15 protein-coding genes are annotated in these 18,256 nt (G+C 56.3%); 8 read left to right on the top strand and 7 right to left on the bottom strand.

Annotated elements, in window-relative coordinates; translation table 11 throughout:
- Positions 1 to 300: 300 nt before the first annotated feature.
- Positions 301 to 1,002, top strand: coding sequence for an SDR family NAD(P)-dependent oxidoreductase (locus NOR51B_RS06225; protein ID WP_040481865.1), 702 nt, complete (start codon positions 301 to 303; stop codon positions 1,000 to 1,002).
- Positions 1,003 to 1,029: 27 nt separating this feature from the next.
- Here NOR51B_RS06225 and NOR51B_RS06220 read toward each other — a convergent pair whose 3' ends face one another.
- Positions 1,030 to 1,308 carry a YciI family protein gene (locus NOR51B_RS06220; RefSeq protein WP_040481864.1) on the bottom strand — a complete coding sequence of 93 codons (279 nt, stop codon included), beginning with the start codon at positions 1,306 to 1,308 and terminating at the stop codon, positions 1,030 to 1,032.
- A gap of 278 nt (positions 1,309 to 1,586) precedes the next feature.
- On the opposite strand from NOR51B_RS06220, the gene NOR51B_RS06215 reads away from it, so the two are divergent.
- Complete coding sequence (locus NOR51B_RS06215) at positions 1,587 to 2,231, top strand: carbonic anhydrase (protein ID WP_009019616.1); 645 nt, start codon at positions 1,587 to 1,589, stop codon at positions 2,229 to 2,231.
- A gap of 137 nt (positions 2,232 to 2,368) precedes the next feature.
- On the top strand, positions 2,369 to 3,484 hold the full coding sequence (gene dinB / locus NOR51B_RS06210; RefSeq protein ID WP_009021183.1) for a DNA polymerase IV: 1,116 nt from the start codon (positions 2,369 to 2,371) through the stop codon (positions 3,482 to 3,484).
- Between the two features lie 141 nt (positions 3,485 to 3,625).
- Here the strand turns inward: dinB and NOR51B_RS06205 are convergent, their stop codons facing one another.
- Together NOR51B_RS06205 and NOR51B_RS06200 are read right to left on the bottom strand one after the other, a co-directional pair.
- Positions 3,626 to 4,822 (bottom strand): iron-containing alcohol dehydrogenase, encoded by a 1,197-nt coding sequence (locus NOR51B_RS06205; protein WP_009019344.1) that lies wholly within the window; start codon positions 4,820 to 4,822, stop codon positions 3,626 to 3,628.
- A 125-nt stretch (positions 4,823 to 4,947) separates the two neighbouring features.
- A complete protein-coding gene (locus NOR51B_RS06200; protein WP_040481863.1) occupies positions 4,948 to 5,502 on the bottom strand; it encodes an acyl-CoA thioesterase in 555 nt (184 codons plus the stop codon).
- 114 nt (positions 5,503 to 5,616) lie between these two features.
- On the opposite strand from NOR51B_RS06200, the gene NOR51B_RS06195 reads away from it, so the two are divergent.
- The gene (locus NOR51B_RS06195; RefSeq protein ID WP_009021542.1) at positions 5,617 to 6,147 is read left to right on the top strand and encodes a thermostable hemolysin; all 531 of its coding nucleotides are present in this window, start codon (positions 5,617 to 5,619) and stop codon (positions 6,145 to 6,147) included.
- A gap of 249 nt (positions 6,148 to 6,396) precedes the next feature.
- On the opposite strand, the gene NOR51B_RS06190 is transcribed toward NOR51B_RS06195, so the two are convergent.
- Positions 6,397 to 8,505, bottom strand: coding sequence for a PQQ-dependent dehydrogenase, methanol/ethanol family (locus NOR51B_RS06190; RefSeq protein ID WP_009019234.1), 2,109 nt, complete (start codon positions 8,503 to 8,505; stop codon positions 6,397 to 6,399).
- A 390-nt stretch (positions 8,506 to 8,895) separates the two neighbouring features.
- Complete coding sequence (locus NOR51B_RS06185) at positions 8,896 to 11,382, bottom strand: TonB-dependent receptor (RefSeq protein WP_009019958.1); 2,487 nt, start codon at positions 11,380 to 11,382, stop codon at positions 8,896 to 8,898.
- A 133-nt stretch (positions 11,383 to 11,515) separates the two neighbouring features.
- On the opposite strand from NOR51B_RS06185, the gene NOR51B_RS06180 reads away from it, so the two are divergent.
- Positions 11,516 to 13,081 (top strand): tetratricopeptide repeat-containing sulfotransferase family protein, encoded by a 1,566-nt coding sequence (locus tag NOR51B_RS06180; RefSeq protein ID WP_009020947.1) that lies wholly within the window; start codon positions 11,516 to 11,518, stop codon positions 13,079 to 13,081.
- 9 nt (positions 13,082 to 13,090) lie between these two features.
- Here NOR51B_RS06180 and NOR51B_RS06175 read toward each other — a convergent pair whose 3' ends face one another.
- Both NOR51B_RS06175 and NOR51B_RS06170 read right to left on the bottom strand, forming a co-directional pair.
- Positions 13,091 to 13,570: a RidA family protein gene (locus tag NOR51B_RS06175; protein ID WP_009021160.1), complete on the bottom strand. Its 480-nt coding sequence runs from the start codon at positions 13,568 to 13,570 to the stop codon at positions 13,091 to 13,093.
- Between the two features lie 109 nt (positions 13,571 to 13,679).
- Entirely contained in the window at positions 13,680 to 14,690 is a 1,011-nt protein-coding gene (locus NOR51B_RS06170) for a zinc-dependent alcohol dehydrogenase family protein (protein ID WP_230198417.1), read from the bottom strand.
- A gap of 266 nt (positions 14,691 to 14,956) precedes the next feature.
- Here NOR51B_RS06170 and NOR51B_RS14905 point away from each other — a divergent pair, with 266 nt between their 5' ends.
- From NOR51B_RS14905 to NOR51B_RS06155, 3 genes are read left to right on the top strand one after another with little or no spacing between them, the layout of a single operon-like run.
- Positions 14,957 to 15,745: an ATP-dependent zinc protease family protein gene (locus tag NOR51B_RS14905; protein ID WP_009019513.1), complete on the top strand. Its 789-nt coding sequence runs from the start codon at positions 14,957 to 14,959 to the stop codon at positions 15,743 to 15,745.
- On the top strand, positions 15,738 to 17,258 hold the full coding sequence (locus NOR51B_RS06160; protein ID WP_009021397.1) for an inactive transglutaminase family protein: 1,521 nt from the start codon (positions 15,738 to 15,740) through the stop codon (positions 17,256 to 17,258). Before NOR51B_RS14905 ends, NOR51B_RS06160 begins: the two co-directional genes overlap by 8 nt.
- Entirely contained in the window at positions 17,255 to 18,205 is a 951-nt protein-coding gene (locus NOR51B_RS06155) for an alpha-L-glutamate ligase-like protein (protein WP_009018939.1), read from the top strand. The genes NOR51B_RS06160 and NOR51B_RS06155 overlap by 4 nt, the downstream gene beginning before the upstream one ends.
- The last annotated feature ends 51 nt before the right edge of the window (positions 18,206 to 18,256 follow it).

Raw genomic sequence — 18,256 nt, 5'->3', positions numbered from 1 at the left:
TCTCACTTCGCGCCAGTGCCACCTTCAGGAGTGTTTCGACCATACTTGCAGCGACTACTGGGGGTGGCTCGGTCCCGGCTTGCTCGAGCGTCGATGAGCTAGCCGTTTAGTAACAACTAGCCCATGGCGCAATGCGAAGAGACGATCTCTGAAATCCGCAATGAAACCGTAAAGAACCCTATGATACGTTCGACAGCCGCACCTTTGTGAGCGACGATAGTCGCCATCAATCGCCATTGTCAGTGATCCGCATTGATCACGCAGGTGTCAAAACCAATGACTGCCAAAGGATACGTATCCATGGGAAAAGTATGTGCCATCGTAGGCGTGGGACCGGGTAACGGTCGCGCATTTGCACAGCGTTTTGTTGCCGGGGGCTACCAGGTTGCCCTGTGCGCGCGACGTCAGGAAATAGTTGAGGCAGAGGCCAAAGCCCTGGGCGAGGCCGCAGCAGGCTATGTCGTCGATGCGACCGATGATCGGTCGATGGAGGATTGCTTCCGCGCGATCGAGCGTGAGCAGGGGCCCATAGATACGCTGATATACAACGCGGGCAACGCTAAATGGGGCACGATCGATGACATCGCCCCGGCCGAGCTGCTCCCCGGTTTTGATGTCAATGTTGCGGGCCTGGTACGCGCCACTCAGTCGGTGCTGCCCGGGATGCGGGCGCGAGGAACCGGCAATATCATCGTGGTCGGTGCCGGCGCTGCACTGCGCGGGCGTCCTGCAACATTAGGTTTTGCAGCCGCCAAGGCCGCCCAACGCTCAGCTGCACAATCACTCGCCCGCCAGTTGGGACCCGAAGGCATTCATGTCGCCTTGCTGATTCTCGATGGCGTTATCGATATCGAGACCACTATGGCGCGAATGTCCGATAAGCCGAAGGAATTTTTTCTCGCCGCAGCCGGCATCGCCGATGCGGCATTCACGCTCACTGAGCAGGACAAACAGGCCTGGACGTTTGAGCTTGATCTGCGGCCTTACGTCGAAAACTGGTAGCCGCAAACAGCTGAGCCCGTCTACCCATCAGGCGGGTAACGTTTTCTTCCAGCGGTTGATCGTTACCGACTCAAACAACCCTGCCCTTGCATATGGGTCGTTATCACAAAATGCCTCGGCGGCCACTCTGTCGTCGAAATCCAGAATCAGTAATGAGCCCGTCATATTGTCAGCATCATCGAGAAAGGGACCAGCCATCACCAATTGTTCGCCAAAGCCTTTGATGTATTCCAAATGGGCCTCGCGTGTCTCGAGACGCACCGACAGGTGGTCTGGTTTATCAGTGCATTGAATGACGAATAACAATTTTTATTACCTCGGTTGGGCGCAGGCTTCACAGCATCAAATTTATGGCTGCGCTTGTCGATCAGCGATTAGCGTAAACAACGAACATCATCTGAACCATAATTACTCGCGCTTTCTGCGACTGGCGAAATTGAAGCCAACCGAGGGTCTTTATCGGACGCCCTGGTCCTGTCAACTGGCGGGCGAGGCAGTTTATCAAGCGCCCGTGCCAACCGCAGCTTTCATGATATTAAATCGAAAATCCTTTATGCATCGGTCGTAATGCGTGGCAGGATACAGTGATCAAAAATGACACCGTTGCCGTTACCGCAACGCACAAGGAGCCCTCGTTGCCAGACGAATTGATCCGACGAAACAGAGAGTGGGCCGGACGCATCAATGAGCAGTCGCCGGAGTATTTCCGCGGACTTGCTGCGCTTCAGCGGCCTGACTACTTCTGGATAGGTTGTGCCGACGCTCGTGTGCCCGCAAACGTCATCGCAGGATTGGAGCCCGGCGAAGTCTTCGTTCACCGTAATGTGGCAAACATCGTTCATTCAGCCGATCTCAATGTACTGAGCGCCCTGCAGTTTGCGATTGAGGGTATTGGCATCCGCAAAATTATCGTTTGTGGTCACTACGGATGCGGGGGCGTCAATGCGGCCTGCGCAGACCACCTGGAAAGCGGATTGGTCGATCACTGGATTGAGCCGATACGATCGCTCCGTCGCCTGCACGCCGCCGAGCTTGAGCCCCTCGACGGGCCTTCCCGCGCAGACCGCCTCGCCGAGCTCAACGTGCTCGAGAGTGTCACTCGAGTGGCGGAAACCCCCATTTTGCGCAAGGCCTGGGCCAGGGGATTACCCATAGAAATTCACGGCATGATTTACTCGCTCGTTGACGGTCGACTCACACTACTGGAATCAGCCTCCCGCTCGCGATAAACGAGCCACGGGTCACAGCTACATCTTCCGAAAAGCAGCCGATATTCGTTGGCGATCCGCTGGTGCTCGCGTAAGACCCGCGATGGTCAAGCCACCTTGTATTGCGGGAGCGACACCGACCTCCTACTATTTCGCGGATGAATCCTTCTGCGCCTCGCCCACAGCGAAAAATCATCCACGTAGATATGGATGCCTTTTATGCGAGCGTCGAGCAACGGGATAACCCGGATCTACGGGGCAAACCCATCGCCGTAGGTGGCTCAGCGCAACGGGGGGTTGTGGCGGCAGCAAGTTATGAAGCCAGAACGTTTGGTGTCCGCTCAGCCATGCCCAGTATCACCGCCAAACGCAAATGCTCAGAACTTCTTTTTGTAAAGCCGCGATTCGATGTTTATCGCACAGTATCGCAGCAGATTCAGGCGATCTTCCGCCGCTATACCGCGCTGGTTGAGCCGCTGTCCCTCGATGAAGCCTACCTCGACGTGAGCGAAGACCGTGAAAGAGTCGGTAGCGCGACCGAGACCGCCGAGCGTATTCGTCGTGAGATCTTTGAAGAGGTTGGGCTGACCGCCAGCGCCGGGGTCAGCTATAACAAGTTTCTCGCCAAGGTCGCCTCGGACCAGAACAAGCCGAATGGTCTCTGTGTCATTCGTCCCCACGAAGGGGCCGCATTTGCCGCCGGGCTGCCCGCACGGCGTTTCTTTGGCGTGGGACCGAAGACGGCGCAACGAATGGCGGCGCTCGGCATTCATTCCGGCGCCGATCTGCGTGCACAATCGCTGGATTTTCTGCAACAGCATTTCGGTAAATCAGCCCTTTACCTGTACCGTGCTTCACGCGGTGAGGATTTTCGAGAGGTCAGACCCAACCGAGAGCGCAAATCGATAGGCGGCGAGCGCACCTACTCGACGGATCTGAAGCACTCGCAGGAACTGCGTGCCGCGCTAGTGGATATTATCGACCTGGTCTGGCGGCGCATCGAAGCGCGCACAGCACGCGGTCGCACGGTAACCCTGAAAATCAAATTCTCGGATTTTCGGCAGATCACTCGCGCGCGCAGTGTGCATTCCTGCATTGACTCCCTTGAAGGCTTTTCACAAATTGCCCATGCCCTGCTCGAAACCGTCTTGCCCGTTGAGCGTGGTGTTCGGTTGATCGGCTTGACCCTGTCGTCACTGGAGTCCAGTGATGCACCGACATCGTCAGCAGAGCCAGCGACTAAGGCCCTGACTCAGGAAAAATTCAGCTTCTAGCGAGCCCCCACGATGCCCTTAAAAACCGGCATACATAGCCGTTAGCGCGTACATCGCAGACTGCAGCCCGTTACACTCGGCCTATGCGTACCATCGGGACCCTGAATGATGTTAATCCGAGGCAAAGGCTCCTGACAGGATCTAAATCAGACGCCGTAGGATGTCCTTGCATTCCCTATAGTCGATAAACCGGGGCACCGGGTAACCACTGCCTTCCTTGAGGGCTCTAGCGATAATGGCGTCGAAATCAACTTCGCGAAGTGACTCCACTGTGTTGGGAATATCCACGGTATGGCTCAGTTCGACGATGCGATCGATGAGTTTTTGCGCGAGCACATCCGCAGACTCCTGCTCCTCACCCAGGTTGCAATACACAGCGAGCTCCGCAAGACGCATCGAGCAGGCGCCTTTCAGCAACTTTAAAACGTGGGGTAAAACCACGGCATTGGCGAGCCCGTGGGGTGTACCGTAGCGGGTACCCAGCTGATGGGAGAACGCATGAACATAACCCACCAGGCAGGTTGAGAATGCAAGACCCGCATAATAGGACGCAAGCGCCATTGCTTCTCTGGCCTCGAGGTCATCGCCGTGCAAACACGCCCGTTCAAGGTTTTGCAAAATAAGGCGCGTTGCCAACCGTCCATAGTGCAAACACTCGGGGGTATCCCAGGTATTGGTGTAGGACTCGATGGCATGGGTAAGCGCATCCATACCCGTTGCGGCAGTGATCGCGGGCGGCAGGGTTTTACTGATCACCGGATCCAATGCCGCCGCGGTGGGTATAATTCTGGGGTCCGCCACAATCAATTTTTCATGGGTGAGATCATCAGAAATCACCGCGGCAATGGTCACTTCTGAACCGGTTCCTGCCGTGGTAGCACCGCAAACACGGTAACGAAGCCGTTTTGACTTCTTGAGACCCACGCAGTCTTTCGCCTGAAACCCATTGGCCGCAGCCAGTGCGATGACCTTCGCAGCATCGATCACGCTGCCTCCCCCAATGGCCAGCACACCATCGCAGGACTCACGCCGGAGAAGGCTGAGCCCGTTGTCCACGACACCAATCGTAGGATCGGGCATGACCTCGTCGTAGACCACCGTCGTAATACCGTGGCTCTCAATCCGGGAAATTAGCGGTTGTGGAATGTGAGCAGCCACCAGTGGCATGTCAGTAACGACCAGAACTTTGCGAAGACCAAATTGAGCCAGGCTGTCACACAATCGATGGGACGACTCAGCGCCCACGTACACCACCGGCCGGGGTTGGGGCTGCATGACAATCTGCTTTTTAACGGTTAGTAGCGCGCGGTACCACGCCGTTTTGAACACCGAGGGCATCTACCCCACCTCCCCTGTCGCCACACTGCCAGGTAGCATCGTAGCCAGATAAAAACGATACCCACGGCCGACGAATAACTGATAAGGAAGTTCCCGATCTTCTCCAAAGAAAAGCGGCAGCACTACTAGTCAACCAGATTGATTTCGCAGCGCTGGTCGGCGATGAAATCACGAACTTCATCGTTCACTTCAAAGTCGGTCTTGAAGTCCTGCATACGTTTGGAGACATTACTGCGGAGTGTGCGACGTCTCAAAGCGCTGGCAAAGCGTCGAATATCATCGGGCTGCTCGAGTATTAACGGCGGAACCTGGGCCTTCACACCCTCAGAGTCTTTGGCGACCATCGTGAAGTAACAGGTATTGGTGTGCTTGACGGTCCCGTGCTGGACATTTTCCGCAATAACGCGGATACCGACCACCAGCGACGTACTGCCCACGTAGTTCACCGAGGCCTTGAGGGAAACAAGATCCCCTACCTCAACGGGCGCGATAAAATTCACGTTATCAACTGAAACCGTAACGCAGTAGTTGCCCGCGTGTTTACTCGCGCATACATAAGCGACTTTATCCATTAGCGACAGCAATATCCCACCGTGGATCTTGCCACCGAAATTGGTATATGCCGGGATCATCAACTCCGTGAGCGTTGTCTGGGAGTAACTGACGCTATGTCCTTGCATAATCTATCCACCTCTTGAGTTCGTTGATTTTTTTCTTCGTGAGTCGCCCAACCCGTGACCCACAGGTGTATTCTGATTCACATCATGACATCCGAGGTCGCCTAGAGCACGGTAATGCAGGATTATCACTTTCGATTGGTGCACACGGATGATAGCGAGTACGGGGAAGCCGTCCAGTTCGCATTGTCTATTTATGACAGTTCACTGTTGCATCCGGTTCGGCAAGCGTTTCCTCACTATTTGGTGATGTCCCGACACGGCGCTCTGGTGGCGGTTTGTGGCTATCGAAGCGCTGCAGGCGGGCTGATGCTGGAGCAATTCATGGAGGAGACCGCCTGCGACTATGTCAATCGCTACTGCGGGGTTAGCCCATCTCGTGAGGTGGTTGTTGAGCTCGGAGCTTTCCGTGTTAAATCGACGGCTCTCACGCCCCTGTTTTCGCGCCACCTGAAATCAGCCCTCAGGGATCAGGGCTTCGAATATGCCCTCGCCCTATCGCCATCGGGTGCGGCGGATATTTCCACATGGTCAAGGGAGCGTGCCGCTATCAGTAACGAATCCACTCCTGCTTTCGCGGCCGGCGGCAGCGGCGACCCGGCGCTGAAAGTGGGGGTTATCCCACTCCTTGATGTCAGCTCACACTGAATAATGACGAAACATCCGGCAAGCTGAAGCTATTGTTGTAACAACGGGTAACCCAACCAGCTATCACTCCGCGCGACCAGCACCTACCTCGGAACATCGCCCGTCATAAGAATAAAGCGTCACCTGCGTTACCAACCAGAAAACCCGGCCCCACTGATCGCGTTGTAACAAGAACCGTGCTACGCCTATCGTCGCCAACGGACGTCACCCCTTAAGCGCCTCATGCGCCCTTGAGATGTCGAGATCCCGTTATGGCGTTGGCTCGGTGGCAGCGCCCTGACTGGCAAATGCCTCACGGGCCAAACTGATCACGTAGGCCTGAATGGCGCTCGCCTGCTGCTCATTCAACTCCGCGGCAAAGCTGGACATGCCCAGCGGCTCCAGGGCACCGCCGAGCACGATGTCATTGAATAGGGTGTGCTTTTGCTTGCTGAGCCGTCGCAGATCGGGAAGCATTGGCGTACTGCCGTACATGCCGTGGCAACCACCACAGAACATGACGTAGAGCTGGCGTCCCTGCTCCACAACCTCAGCACTGGCATCGCTCTCGGGCGGCTCAGGGAAGGGGCCACGAGCCGCAATACGATCGGGCTTGGGCACCTCTATTCCATCGAGTTTGAATGCGATCAATCGGCCGGCGTTGTTGTATTGCAGCAGTGCTTCATCCCCACCGAGGGTATTGAATGCCGGGCCGCCCCACCCCGCCATTAGCGCGACGTACTGTTCGCCATCGACGTCATAGGTCATGGGGGGTGCAATCACACCGGTACCGAGAAACAGGTCCTTCAGTACCTCACCGCTGCGATCGTCAATCACCAGCAAATGGCCGGTAGCGGTACCGTGAAAGACCAACCCGCCGGCGGTAGCGAGCACACCGCCATTCCAGATATTGGGCATGGGAATCTCCCAGGCCAGCGATTGGGCGACGGGATCCCAGGCTTTGAGATAACCGCTAAGTGGGGGGATATCCTGTCCCTCGCTCAGTTCAGCTACATTTTTAACGCCGTAGGTAAACCATTTATCCCCCGCGATATTGTGCACCCAACCGGCATCCCGCGCGGGTATGTACACAAGACCGGTGTCGGGGCTGAACGCCATCGGCTGCCAATTGTGGCCACCTGCAGCGGACGGAAACACGTACCGCTCCTGATCGCTGAAATCCGCAAGCCCCGTCAATACCGGCCGACCGGTTTTGATATCGATCTCACTGGCCCAATTCGCAAAAACATAATTTTCCGCGGAGATCAGTTCACCGCTGGCGCGATCAATCACATAGAAAAATCCATTTTTGGGCGCCTGCAAGAGCACCTTGCGCAGCTCACCCTCAATCTCCAGATCGGCGAGGATAATGTGCTGCGTAGCCGTGAAGTCCCAGGCATCACCGGGCACGGTTTGGTAATGCCAGACCAGGCGACCGGTATCGGGGCGCAACGCCAGAATGGATGCCAGGTACAGATTATCGCCACCCTCGGGGCTTCTTACATACTGTGGCCAGGGCGATCCGTTGCCCGTGCCGATATAGAGCAGGTCCAAATCCGGGTCATAGGCCATGGAGTCCCAGGCCGTGCCGCCTACCCCGGTCCAATCGCTGTTTTTATCCCAGGTCGCTGCGGCCGCCTCGAGCTCCGGGTGCTCAAACGGACCCTCAGGACCGCCGGGCACGGTGTAAAAACGCCAATCGAGGTCGCCACTCTCGGCATCGAACGCAGAGATGTAACCGCGAACCTGAAACTCTGCGCCGCCGTTGCCAATGATGACCTTGCCCTTAACGATTCGCGGAGCGCCGGTAATCGAATACCAGGCGTCGCGATTAATCAGGGTATCGACACGCCAGACCAGATCGCCGGTCGCGGCATCCAGCGCAATCAGGTAACCATCCAGCGTGCCAAAATAGACCCGGCCCTTCCAGACCGCCACGCCTCTATTGACGACATCACAGCAAAGTTTCTTACCCCAGGCACGATCCACCTCGGGGTCAAATTGCCAGAGCACCTCCCCGGAGCGGGCATCGAGTGCGGTAACCCGTGACCAGGTACTGGTGGTGTACATGACCCCGTCGACCACGATTGGCGTTGCCTCCAGGCCGCGGGTCGACGCCATATCCTGCTGCCAGGCAAAACCCATTCGGGGCACGGTCTCGCGGTTGATCGAGTCCAGCGGCGAAAAGCGCTGTTCATCGTAGGTGCGGCCATGGGCTATCCAGTTGCCGGGCTCCCGATCGGCGTCGATGATACGCCGGGCATCGACGTTGGCGGTCCGCGTCGCGTGTTCCTGGGTTTCTGCAGCCTGGCCCGCATTGATAAAGAGCCCACCGGACAGCAGAAGAATGAGACCCACCAAAAGACGGAAGTTAATCATTGCGTACCCTGCAGTCATAAAGACAGTTTGTTGACGCGTGATTATAGGCACGGCTTAAGGCGGGCGTCTCCCCGGGGTGCGAGAAGTTACCCGGGGGCGAGAGCAGGCGGCCCGTGGGTCTGTAAGTGATGAATTGCCTTACCCACCGTATTGGTGCCCAAGCCCATCGTAAGGCGGACTTTATCGATCCGTGGCGGCACGGAAACCGGCTGCATCGTCCGCGGCGCACAATATTACCGGGCAGACTGCAATGCCGAAAAAATACAGGCAAGGCGATACCTTTAAGTGGCGGCAGTAAGCCGTTCTCGATAAGGGTGTCCGGAGTATGAGCGCTTCAGCCGCCGCTGAGCCGGAATTTTCGGCCCAGCGGCGGATGGTATTAACCGACCATCAGAAATCGATCGTCGCGCGCACACCCAGGGTGCGCGGCGGCAGGACGTTCGCGTTAAAGGTACGTACATTGGCACCCGCCACCGTCTGGTTGAAATCGGGGGTGCCGACAACACTGGCCTCGGAATAATCGTCAAAAGCATTATTGACATAGGCGGTTAAACGCCACGTTTCGGTCTGATAGGTCGCGTTGAACATCGCGCGACCAAAGGCATCGAGGGTGTAACTATTACCCCGGCCGGCAGTTCGCGAAAGCACTTCATCCTGCCAGGAATAGCCGGCATCAAAGATCAGTTCGTTGCCATCGCCAAGCATCATGACGTAGCTGGCAAATACCGAGAACTGATTTTCCGGCGTACCCGGCAATCGGTCTCCCGACTGACCGTCTTCGAAGCCAGTGCCGAAGCCCGGAGGTTGAATGCTACGCACCAGCGAGGCAACGTCCTCGGTCAGCTCAGCATTGTTATAGCTGTAACTACCGCGAACACTCAAAGCATCGGTCACCTGCCAGGAGCCCGCAACATCAAGACCCTTCGATTCAGCGGCACCTGCGTTGACGGTGATAGGCGTATTGGCATTAATCGACGCGCTGGAAACCTGGGGGTCCTGCCAGTCGATAAAGTAAATCGAGCCGTTCAGGGTCAGCTTGCCATCAAGCCAGACGGTCTTGGCACCGAGTTCAAAGCTGTCGACGGTATCGGGGAAGTAATCGCGTTCATTGATCTCCACGATATCACCGGGATTGGGGCCAAACTGCTGGCCAGGCGCATACAGACACAGCGACTGGTTGCCCGGCACAAAGACGTCATCACAAGGTTGGCCTTGATTCGACGCACCCACTCGATAGCCCTGGCTGAAGGTAAAATAGATATTGGCGTCATCAGTGAGCTGATAAGAGGTATTGACCTTGAAAAGGTCGCCATCAAATTCCTGGTTGGGCTCAAGATCAATATTCTGCCCAATCTCACTCAATGGATACGGCTGGAAGGTTTCAGGCGTAGTGAAATACGGGAAGTCGGTAGATGAACCTGTCTCAAATTCATAATCGTAATAGCGCGCGCCTATGGTGACATTCCAGTTTTCGGTGATGTCGTAACCCACCTCACCGTAAAAGGCCATTTCTTCCAGTCTTGTTCGATCGGCAGAGAAATATTCCAGATCGTTCAGGTCATCCCTGTAACCAAAGTCCAGCTCCGGTGAGTTGACGAAAGCCCCATAGCCCGGAGTGAACTCAGAAGACAGCGCTTCGTACTCGTTGCGGTTGTAAAAGGCACCCACGATCCAGCTTAACGGCCCTTCTGAGGTGGATACGAGACGAAATTCCTGCGTCAGGGTCTCGGTCTCCTCATCTTCGGCAGTGAAGCCGGTAAAAGTCGGGAAGTTTTCGTAGCTGTATTCGAGTGTGATCAGAAGGTCGGTCTGATCACGCTGGCCGGCTTCCTCTACGGATCCCAGACCCGTTGAGGAGGTCAGTTCTGCAAAACCGAGGTCGGCAATGATTTCCAGCGCTACGAGATCACTGTCGCGGTCGTTGAACTCCTGAACACGAGTCGATGATTCATATTTTCCAGCAGGGATCGGACTCAAAAAGCCTGTGCTGTTTCTACCGCCATGCTCGGTCTTCTGGAAGTAATAAGTCAGGGTTGAATCGAGGTAATCGTTGGGCTGCCAGCGCAGTGCTACTCGCCCGGAGAGAATCTCTTCCGTGTTCACGTCATCAATCGGGTCAAAGTTGGCGTCTCGCTCCGCCGGATCACTAAAATCCGGGTCGGGGTTCGAAACCCCGGGCTCGCTGACGATGAAAGGCGCATCAATAAAACCCTTGTCGTCAAAGCGATCGATCGAGCCGCGAATGGCGAAGGTGTCAGAGAGGGGCAGGTTGAAGGTTACGCCGATATCGGAGCTGATACCGTCGCCTTCGGAATAACTGTAGCCATCGGCTCGGAAGCTGATGGTGGTGTCTTCAAAATCCGGCTTGTTGGGGATGTATCGAATGGCACCACCCATGGTGCCCGCGCCGTAAAGCGTACCCTGAGGCCCGAGCAAAATCTCGACACGCTCGAGGTCGTTCAACCGCAGATCGACATAAAAGGGCACTTCGCCGATATAGGTGGCTACCGTACCGCCGCCGTTCTCCTGTCCAAAAGGATTCGAAACCGGCTCCGCATTAAGGCCTCGGGCGACGATCCGGTTGCCGTCACGCCCCCCCTGGTCAATCACGTTAATACCCGGAACATAGGCAATCAGCTCCGAAAGATCGTCAAAGCCCTGCTGAGCGATCTGGGTGCCACCAATGGCAGCGATATTAATGGGGATGTCCTGCACCGATTCCGAGCGACGGGTTGCGGTGACAACGACCTCTTCAAGTTGCGCCTGGGAAAGTGTACTGACGACGCTCATGGGGATAGCGAGCAAACCGGCCTGCAGTCGGTGCGAGCTGAGGAATCGGGACAGCGGCTTACGTTCAAAAGAAGGAGTTTTTGCCATGAGTGAGTGCTCGTAAATGGTTTGGGAAGCGGGAAGCCCGAAATATAACTAAAATGACAGCCTTCGTGTCCGAAAACACTGGCAAAATTCACCCATCAACGCCGGTTAGACCCGTGACTTGTGGAAAATTCACATGAACGCTACGTTAAAACAGGGCTTTACCCTCCTGGAGAGTAAGCGCTACGAGAAGGCCCATGATATCGCGATCAATGCCATCAAAACCGATGCCCGCGATCCGGCACCCTATCTCCTGCTCGCACGCATCGCTGCAGACCACGGCAACCACGAGAAGGCTGAAGAACTGTTCACTCGCGCCATCGAGCTCGATAACGCGCCCATCTTCAGGGTCGGCTTTGCGCAATACCTTGTTACTCGCGGCGATCACCAGCAGGCGGTAGCGCTCGTCGAGGGCATTGCTGCCGAGCGTGTCGACGATTCACACACCGCCGACAGCGCAGGCGTAATCCTCAGCCGCCTCGGTCTGCACGCCGCGGCGATCCACTTCTTTCGTCGAGCTATTGCCCTAAACCCCATCCCCGCAAATTATCATTACAACCTCGGCGCCTCGCTGCAATTCTCTGGCGAATTCGACCTGGCCGATGCCGCCTACCGGGCCTGCATTGAACGCGAACCGGGCGCCTTTCGCGCCTATACAGCCCTGGTATCACTGAGAAAACAAACGACCGACGATAACGGGCTGGCGGTGCTTGAACCCCTGTTTCATAAGGAGGCCAGCGCCGATGGGCAATTGCAAATAGGCCATGCCATCGCCAAAACCCACGAAGACCTGGGCAATTACGACGCGAGCCTCGATTGGCTAAACCGCGCCAAAGCGGCCAAGCGCGAATCCTTATCCGACCACAACAACGATCTCGATCTATTTGCGGCGGCCCGGGCTACCTATACTGCTGCGCCCGCAGCCCATTCCCCTGCATCCACCACTCCCCCAATTTTTATAGTGGGCTTACCGCGCACCGGCACCACGCTGGTCGATCGTATTCTGGGGAGTCATAGCCACGTCGTCTCCGCCGGTGAATTGAATACCTTCGCCGGGCTCATTAAGGAGGCGGCGGGCACCGGCTCCCATCGCGTACTCGACACGGAAACCCTGCAAGCGGCAACCGCCGTCGATCTCGAGTCGGTCGCTCCCGAGTATCTGAAGCGGGTGGCCCACCTCGTGGGTGATTCACCGCGATTCACCGACAAAATGCCACTGAATTTCTTTTACGCCGGTCTGATTTTAAAGGCCTTTCCCGATGCGCGAATAGTGGCGCTGCGGCGACACCCCATGGATAGCTGCCTCTCCAATTACCGACAGCTATTTTCTACCGGGTTCTCGTACTACAACTATTCGCTATCGCTGGAGGACACGGCCAACTACTACCGCGCCTTCGATCAATTGATGGCGCACTGGCGGGCGGTCCTGCCCCGGGAACGATTCAGTGAATTTGCCTATGAGTCTTTTGTGTTTGAGCAGGAAGCCACAACACATCGGCTTCTTGAGTTTTGTAATCTGCCCTGGGAAGACGCGTGTCTGGATTTTCAGAATAATGCCGCGCCCGTCAGCACCGCCAGTTCGGTACAGGTACGACAGCCGCTCTACCAAACCTCCGTCGGCCGTTGGACGCGTTACGGGAAGCCCCTTCAGCCACTGCAGGAAGAACTCAAGGACTTGATCGCGGCCTACAAGGCGCCGTGAGCGGTTACGCTACTGCGGATTCCAGGCCACACATTCCATTTCAACCCTGGCGCCGAGCGCCAACCCCGCCACCCCCATTGCAGATCGGGTGGGGTAACTACCCGCCTCAAAATATTCGGCATAAATAGCGTTAAACGCGGGCCATTCCGACATATCAGCCAGCATCACCGTGCATTTGAACAGGTCATCGAAATCCAAACCGTGCCGCTGTAGCGTGGCCCCGATACGATCAAACATGGTCCGTGTCTCGGCAACAATACCGCCAGGCACCAAAGCCCGACCGCTCGCGTCCACGCCGATATCGCCCGAGAGATAAAGAATATCGCCGACCTGAACAGCGCTCGAGAAGGGATAGGGCAATACAGAGGGAGTGAATACAGGTGCTCGCTTCGCGGTACTCGAAGCCATGCCATCATCCGGCGCCGCAACGGCAAGAGTAGCTAAGAAAAATAGCGCCGCAGGAAAACGGCGAAAGAGCTTTTTGGTCATGGCTGGAGTCTCTGACAGGTATGAGTGGAAGCGAGACGGCGATAGTCGACAGCGTTTGAATACGCGGCAAACAGAACAAACCAACGGCGTGATTACTGTGGCACGTGCATTAGAAGCTGACACAGATTTTGCCGAAATGCTGCTGCGAAGCCTGAAATTCAAAGGCCGCCTTCAACTCAGCTAGCGGAAAGTGTCGATCGATCACCGGCTGGATATCATGGGCTTCTACTGCCTTGATCAGTGCCGCCTGATCCGACTGGCTACCTACGGTGATCCCGCTAATACGCGCGTTTTTCTGCATTAACGCAGCGGTGGGAACATCCCCTGAGATACCCGTGAGAATGCCGATCAAACTGATACAGCCGTCGAAGGCTATGGCACGTACCGACTGGGGCAGGTTGCCCGGGCCACCGACTTCAACCACCAGCGACACACCCTCGCCACCTGTCGCCTCCAACGCCGCATTACCCCAATTTGGATCCTCGCGGTAATTGATCAGTACCTCGGCGCCGAGAACACCCAGTTTCGCCAATTTTTCATTGGACGATGATGTGGCGATCACGCGGCAACCCATTGCCCGAGCGAGCTGTAATGCAAACACCGATACACCGCCACTACCCTGCACCAATACCCAGTCCCCCGGCGCGAGTTTGGTCTCCACCATCAGCGCACGCCACGCGGTCAGGCCAGCGCAGGTCAAGGTAGATGCGGCGGCGAAATCGAGGTTGCTGGGCATTCGGCTGAACCAGGACGCGGGCATGGTCACTACCTGCGATGCAAAGCCGTCAACATGATCACCGGGAACGCCCAGAAGCCGCGAAGCGACGGGCCTGCCGCTCACCCATTTCGGAAAGAAGTAACTCAGGACGCCATCACCCACGGAAAATTCGGTAACCCCATCGCCGATGGCAAGCACCTCCCCGGCACCATCCGACATGGGGACGCGGCCATCTTCGACCGGGATCATACCGGCGACCACCGCGTAATCGTGGAAGTTCAATGAGCTCGCCTTGATCGCAACCTGAATCTCTCCCGGACCGGGCGCTCGGGGAGTGACCTCGTCAAGCCACAGATTGTCCAGACTCGCCGGGTTTTTCAATTTCATTACTTGCACGGTCACTACTCCTCCTCGATCCGCACGGTCAGACAATTCCGACCCCCCTTATGTCACAGCACGATAGCACCGCGGTAACAACGAGACATCCACCGGTGACTCGCATTTGGTCGTTAATCAATAACTGGCGCGAAGCGCCGGACGGGATTCGTCTGAAAACCACGTCGCGCTGGCGGGATGGGATGACCTTGCAACCACTTTCAAATTTGCAAGGTGACGCTAACCCCATTCTGGTCAATAATAGCCCACCTTAAGCCAGACCCACCTTTCCAATGGTCTATCACCACGCGATTAAAAAAAGTCGACAATTTATCCCGATAGCAGTCATCGCTGCTCTCAGTAGCTGTGCGGTCAGCCCGCAACTTGTCGACCCTGAGCTGGCGAAGATGCGCGAAGAGCTCAGTACCTGTCGCGTGCAGCATAGTGAGCTATTGGCGGGCGATAAGACCATTGTGGACGGCTTAGCAAAACTGGGCTCGCAGTTCACGAAAATTGAATCGGAGCTTGCGGCTATGCAGGCGAAAGCGGCCTGCCCCCCTGTTAAGGAGGCGCCTTCAGACCCGCCGATCAGCATTGCTGCGCTGCAGGAGCCACCCGAACCTCAAAAACTGGTTGTCGGTCGCAACGAACAGATATGGGTGGAGGACCTGCAACTGGCGCTACCGGCGCGTATCGATACCGGCGCCGAGACGGCCTCGCTGGATGCACGCAATATCACAGCTTTCGAACGCGACGGAGAATCCTGGGTCCGCTTTGATATTCCCGACCCAACACAGGGCAATCAGCTCACACTTGAGCGTCCCCTCGTACGAAACGCATTAATTATTCAGGCCAACTCCGAAGAACCCGAGCGCCGACACGTCATCGAGTTGGGAATACAGATCGGTAATATTCGCCAAATGGCTGAATTTACGCTGTCGGATCGAAGCCATCTCGATTACCAGATGTTGGTCGGACGCAATATTCTCCAGGACGTCATGCTGGTCGATGTCAGTGGCGTTAATCTGGTGGCACTACCTCGATCGATAGACAAAACCAGAAGTCCCACATCCGGTGAATAGAAACGCAACGCTCTGGTTTATCGTTGCAATACTCGTTGCAGCGGGAATTGGCACCGCACTGTTGCGTCACGACGCTACCCAGCTACCGTGGCTTCCCGGTGAAAATGAATCGATCTGGCTGGTAGAGGCACGAGTCGACTTTTACGCCACCGGCGGTCCGGTTACTGCAAGTCTGAGCATTCCCGAGACCGCCCCCGGGTTTTCCATTTTCAATGAGCAGGCGGCGTCGGCGGGGTACGGATTCGCGATAGTGACCGACGCTAACGACCGCCGCGGCGAGTGGACACGGCGCGAGGCCAGCGGAGCTCAGTCCCTGTACTTTAGCGCCAGCTTTTTGCCGGGCAACGCCAAGGAGGATTCAAAACGGGGTCAATTGCCGATCCCGGCGCCCGAGCCTGTGTTCTGGGATGCCGCTCAGGTGACCGCGGCGACCGAACTGATCGAAGCGGCACGCTCAACCTCCAGTAATGACTACAGCTTTGCTCGAGAGATTAATGAACGCGTCGCCACGCCCACGCAAAACGCGGCCTTGTTGCTTGCAAAGAGCGACAGTCCCGTTGATTTGATGCGCAAGCTGTTAACTGATGCGGCACTACCGACCCGCGATGTCATGGGCTTACCGCTCGAGGACGCACGCCGAAGACAATCACTGGTTCCATTGCTCGAATTTCACGACGGGGAGCAATGGCGGCTGGTAGATCCCGGCAAGGGTGTTATCGATACGCCCGAAAATCTCCTGCTTTGGCATCGCAGTGGTCGCTCGGTGCTCGACGTGATCGGCGGACAGAACTCGCGGCTGAGTTTCTCCATCATCCGCCAGTCGGTTGCACCGGTGGAGCTTCTCGAGGCGCGAACAAAAAACAGTCTCTTTGCCCAACTCGGTGTTCATCGACTGCCCATCGAAGAGCAGAGTATGTTCAAGCTATTACTGCTGCTACCGCTGGGCGCAACCGTGGTGGTGTTTTTCAGGGTGCTCATCGGCCTACAAACCACCGGGACGTTCATGCCCGTTCTGATCGCGCTGGTGTTCCTTCAGACCGAGCTGGTCCCGGGCCTGATCAGTTTCGTATCGGTGGTTTTACTCGGCTTGCTCATGCGCGGCTATCTCAGCCAACTCAATCTGCTGCTCGTGGCCAGGCTGGCCGCTTTGATTGTGCTGGTTATCTTTGTCATCTCGGCGCTGTCGGTCATCGGTTATCAACTGGGATTCAGCACCGGCATGGTCATCACGTTCTTCCCGATGATCATTATCGCCTGGACCATTGAGCGACTGTCGATTCTCTGGGAGGAAGAAGGACCTCGTGATGTGCTCATTCAGGGTAGTGGCACGCTGATGGTGGCCGTTGTGGCCTACCTTCTAATGGACTCCACGGTGATCCAGCACCTGAGTTTTAACTTCCCTGAACTGAACTTCGTTTTACTGGCCTGCATTCTGGCAATGGGACAGTACACCGGTTACAAATTATTCGAATTACACCGGTTCGCACCACTGCGTAATCTAGGCCACAAATGAAGCTGATATCGCCCGGGGCACTAAGCCGCTTTGGCATGTTGGGGATTAACGCGCGCAATCTGGACTTTATAGGCCGCTATAACCAGCGTGAGCAATACCCCTTGGTCGATAACAAATTAAAAACCAAAATGATCGCCCAGGAACACCAACTTGCCGTGCCTGCGTTGCGATTCTCGCTGACGCAGCAGCACGATGTCGAAGCAACCATCCAGCAACTCGATACCATGAGCGGCTTTGCCATGAAGCCTGCCAAAGGCAGCGGTGGAAGAGGTATCTGGGTAATCACGGATCGCCGGGATGGCAAGTTTGTCAAAAGTTCGGGCATAGTCGTCGATCATGATGATCTTCGGCGGCATATGAGCAATACACTGGCCGGTCTGTATTCGCTCGGGGGTGGCGCTGACTCGGTCATTATCGAAGATCTGATCCAGCTTGATCCACGATTTGATGGGCTATCGGTCGAAGGCATTCCCGATATCCGTGTGATCGTGTTCAAAGGCTATCCCGTGATGGCCATGCTACGACTGGCGACTCACCAGTCCGACGGCAAAGCGAACCTTCATCAAGGCGCCGTTGGCGTGGGGCTGACATTGGAAGAAGGCCACTATGCAAATGCCGTGCAAAATGGGCATCCCATTCAGGAGCATCCCGACACACAAAAGCCTCTCAATCAGATTGCCATCCCTGAATGGCCAACGATTCTGTATCTCGCCGCACAGTGTTTCGAGGTGACCGGGCTCGGTTATCTGGGAACCGATATTGTGATCGATCGAGACCGCGGCCCGGTGTTACTTGAGCTCAATGCCCGACCCGGCCTCGCCATACAGCTCGCCAATAACTGCGGTTTATTGCCGCGATTACGCCACATTGAAGGCTTGCGCGAGACACCGCGGCGCGACGCCGCTGATCGTGTTCACTATTCCATCGAGAAATTGAGTAAGCTTTGATATCGCTGCCACAAAGCAATAATCGACCCGGCATCAATAGCGCCGTGTCGG

Origin of the sequence: Luminiphilus syltensis NOR5-1B (assembly GCF_000158175.1) — a bacterium.
GTDB lineage: Bacteria > Pseudomonadota > Gammaproteobacteria > Pseudomonadales > Halieaceae > Luminiphilus > Luminiphilus syltensis.
This window is presented reverse-complemented; position numbering and strand designations above follow the sequence as displayed.